The 3,609-nt window shown below is 49.0% G+C and carries 6 protein-coding genes; 2 read left to right on the forward strand and 4 right to left on the reverse strand.

The annotated features are described in order from the left end of the window. Positions 1-214, forward strand: a 214-nt coding sequence (locus tag PHV74_15460) for a hypothetical protein (protein MDD5095750.1), incomplete at its 5' end; no start/stop codon positions are given. Between the two features lie 283 nt (positions 215-497). On the opposite strand, the gene PHV74_15465 is transcribed toward PHV74_15460, so the two are convergent. After that, positions 498-836, reverse strand: coding sequence for a type II toxin-antitoxin system PemK/MazF family toxin (locus PHV74_15465; protein ID MDD5095751.1), 339 nt, complete (start codon positions 834-836; stop codon positions 498-500). After that, complete coding sequence (locus PHV74_15470; protein ID MDD5095752.1) at positions 821-1,063, reverse strand: ribbon-helix-helix domain-containing protein; 243 nt, start codon at positions 1,061-1,063, stop codon at positions 821-823. The genes PHV74_15465 and PHV74_15470 overlap by 16 nt, the downstream gene beginning before the upstream one ends. Positions 1,064-1,337: 274 nt before the next feature. Here PHV74_15470 and PHV74_15475 point away from each other — a divergent pair, with 274 nt between their 5' ends. Then, the gene (locus PHV74_15475; GenBank protein MDD5095753.1) at positions 1,338-2,420 is read left to right on the forward strand and encodes an IS110 family transposase; all 1,083 of its coding nucleotides are present in this window, start codon (positions 1,338-1,340) and stop codon (positions 2,418-2,420) included. A 401-nt stretch (positions 2,421-2,821) separates the two neighbouring features. Here the strand turns inward: PHV74_15475 and mazF are convergent, their stop codons facing one another. Then, positions 2,822-3,169, reverse strand: coding sequence for an endoribonuclease MazF (gene mazF / locus PHV74_15480; GenBank protein MDD5095754.1), 348 nt, complete (start codon positions 3,167-3,169; stop codon positions 2,822-2,824). After that, the gene (locus PHV74_15485) at positions 3,163-3,405 is read right to left on the reverse strand and encodes an AbrB/MazE/SpoVT family DNA-binding domain-containing protein (protein ID MDD5095755.1); all 243 of its coding nucleotides are present in this window, start codon (positions 3,403-3,405) and stop codon (positions 3,163-3,165) included. The genes mazF and PHV74_15485 overlap by 7 nt, the downstream gene beginning before the upstream one ends. Positions 3,406-3,609: the final 204 nt, after the last annotated feature.

Here is a 3,609-nt window from a genome sequence, read left to right on the forward strand (position 1 = left end):
AGTAGATGCCTCCCTTCTTCCTCTTGGCCTGCCCGCATCTCTTCAGATATATGGGCAAATTATAACAACATTGCCGGAAGTCGTTTTTGGTACTACAATCGTGTTTTCAAGCAGAGCCAACTTCACACGACGATCCCGTCTCAGGTTTGCCGAATCTGACAAAATTCGTCAAAAACCATTTTGGAGCTTAAACTGCGGAAGTTGGGCTAACTGAGACAGACATTCGTCTGAGCTCCATGAATTGATCGGGTCGGCATATGGGTACCGGTATGTTTCTGGGACGAGACCCTTCGAGGTCTCATCCGCTAAAAAGCGGAAATAGAGCCCCTATATGTGTTTGGTGCAGACACTCGGTCTGCGATCCCAAACAAAACAGCGAGTCGGAATATCGATCAGTCAGGAGTAGTCTTCATACCACGAACAAAGAGTTGACCGAACCGCCGGTTCGGTCAAAGGGGAGGCGGTTTGCCTATTGACAAGGGGAGGCCTTATATGTGTTAGCCACCAATTATCTCGTTTAGCCCTTCCACCAGCCGCTCCATCTGCTCCGGGGACACTTTGGTAAGAAGTTCCCCGATACGTTCTACGGATAGCGTTCGAATTTGGCTGATTTTGACCCAGGATTGTTTTGGTAATGCGGATGAGTTCAGTTCGAGTGTGAGTGGAAATCCGGCACGTTGCGGCTGGCTGGTAATTGCCAGCGCAATAACTGTACCTGAACGCTCATTGAAAACATCTTGACTGATGATAACAACAGGACGCTTACCACCCTGTTCACGCCCCCTAACAGGATTGAGATCAGCCCAGCGGATTTCTCCTCTCAATATTCGGGCCATTGAACCAACTCCTCGGACAATCCTTCTTCTGCCAGTGCTTGTTCAGCATTAGAGTCCAGTTTCGCACATTCCTCAGCCAAGCGAATACGCTCGAATCGGGTGAGTTTTTCATCGATTGCCTCTTGGATTGCACTGGATCGACTTGGAAATACTCGCTTCTCCACAAGTCGATCCAGCTTTTCTATGGTTTCTCGATTTATGCTAATTGCTACTTTTGTCGTTCTCATCACCCACCTCCGGTATCACTATATGTCATACCAGATTGCAAGTCAACCCAGTTCCATTGGTGGCTAACGTCCGAATTGAGGCGCCGCCAGAGTTTATGCCGGACGACCCTTGTTTTCAAAACCTGCTCCCGGAAGCAAGACCGCACTCAAAAAATGACGCTCTGGCGGTCGGGCTCCAAGACGTTATGCTAAAAGCTGAGGGCTTGGCAAGGATGACCCCCCGTCTTATCATCAATATATCGCTACCAATAATATAAAAAAGGAGGGCCACCCCATGCGTAGCATAAAGGATAGCCGAAACAGTTTCAAGGGCCAGGAGTTCTATGTTGGAATGGATGTTCATAAGAAAAACTGGACGGTAGTGCTTCGCAACGCTGATCTGGTGCTGAAGCGTTTGCTGAAGCGTTTCTCGATGGATCCCTCGCCAGACAAGCTGAGGCGATATCTGGATCAGAATTATCCCGGCGGAACATTTCACCTGGTTTACGAAGCCGGCTTTTGCGGTTTCTGGGCATGCCGCGTCTTTCGAGAGATGGGGATGGATTGCATCGTAGTGAACCCGGCGGATATTCCGACGGCTCATAAGGAGAAGGACCGCAAAGCCGATCCGGTGGATGCCGGCAAGCTGGCCAGAGAGCTGGAGAAAGGCAACCTCAAATGTATTTACATTCCTGAAGAGGAAGACCAACACTTGAGGTCTCTTTGTCGGCTCTACAGCAAGGCGGTTCAGGATACGACTCGGGTTAAAAACAGGATCAAGGGACATCTGCATTTCAACGGGGTGAAATTGCCTTCCGAAGGTTCTTACTGGTCCGGCAAGATGATATCGGGCCTAAACTCACTTTCTTTGGATAACGGTCCGGCGAAGGACTATCTGATGCTCTGTCTGGATGAACTGCACTACTACAGAGAGCGAACGGTGACCATCCTCAAAAGGCTTCGGTATTACGTGGCTCAGAGCCGGGGTTCCTCGATATTCCAGAATCTGCTGAGTGTACCCGGTATCGGTTTCAAATCAACCATAACCCTTTATAGCGAGATCATCGATATCCATCGATTCTCTACTTTCGAGCAGCTCAAATCCTATGTCGGCCTGGTACCCTCGGTCTCCTCAAGCGCTGAAACCGAGTATACCCGGGGATTGACCTGCCGCAGCAACCGGCGGCTGAAGTATGTGCTCATCGAATCCGCCTGGGTAGCCATTCGGAAGGATCCGGCGCTATTGCAGAGCTACAACAAGCTCATTCTCAGAATGAAAAAACAGGAGGCCATCATTCGAATTGCGGTCAAACTATTGCGTCGCATCCGGTATGTGTGGCAAAACAACACCCCTTATGTTTTCGGGGTAATCGAATAATCAGAAGTAAACCCGGTTTGGAAACCGGCCATAATGTCCCATGTTTGCGGACCGCTTACAACTCGTTGCCGATCTCCAAGCGACGTCGGCTTCTCCAAGCGACGTCGGCTTCTCCAAGAGTGCGGCCGCAATAACGCCCTATTGATAAACGTCTTGCAGCATCGCTTGAAGGCTCGCGGTGACTGTTCATAACAGAGTGATTGTGGTTTGTTTTCCAGGCTTCTAAAAGGAGGAGACTCATCGTTGTGGATACTGCCGAGATTCGGATAGGCTCCGCTCATCCCAATCTCTTGGACAAGTCCTTCAGACTTGCCCCCAGTCTCCACAACCTTATTATTTAAGAAGATCAAGAGGGGGTTGACCTTTTACATAACACGAGTTGTTAGCCGTTCCTCGTCTCCTTATTCTTTGAGTAGAGTGTTCAGTTTTCGAAGTGTCTCGATCACACTGGAAGCGGGCAACTTGCAAATGAATTCAACCTTGCGTTCACGCCAGTCCAAGCTTTTGGCTTGATCAGAAAGAATCACACCACTGACAGGCACGGAGGCTGGGATCAAGACTTCAAATGGATAGCCTTTCACTTGATTCGTAATGGGGCATAGGGTAGCAAGCCCAACTTTCCCGTTGTATGATTTTGGTGAAAGAATCACTGCTGGTCTACGCCCGGATTGCTCATGTCCAGCTTGGGGATCGAAATTAATCCATACGATGTCCCCACGATCAGGTATATAGGATTCTTTGCTCACCAAATCTCCTTCCCCACTGGTACACCGGTCTTGATCTCGCCGTGCAAATTATCCTTAGTGACCTGTTGCAGCAGTTCCTCCAATACGAACTGTGATGCTGCTTCAGGCACTACAATGAGTCTTCTATCTTCAAGCAGAATATCCACTGGCGCGTTGGATTCAAGACCAACTTCTTGGGCGAACGATTTGGGAATACGCAAAGCCAAGCTGTTGCCCCATTTCTGTATTCGAGCTTTCATTGAAACACCTCCATTAAGTGTCTACAATGATGATACTTTGTGGTTCGCCATATTGCAAGATTTTCACTTATGAACGGCTAACGTCCGAATTGAGCCGCCCCAAGAGCTATGCATGCCAGCCTTCTTTTTGAGACTGCCCTCGGATGCTTGATCAATTAAACTTAAAAACTGACGCTCTTGGGGTCGCGCTCCAACGAGTTGATA

The organism is Dehalococcoidia bacterium, from assembly GCA_028711995.1.
Lineage (GTDB): Bacteria > Chloroflexota > Dehalococcoidia > SZUA-161 > SpSt-899 > JAQTRE01.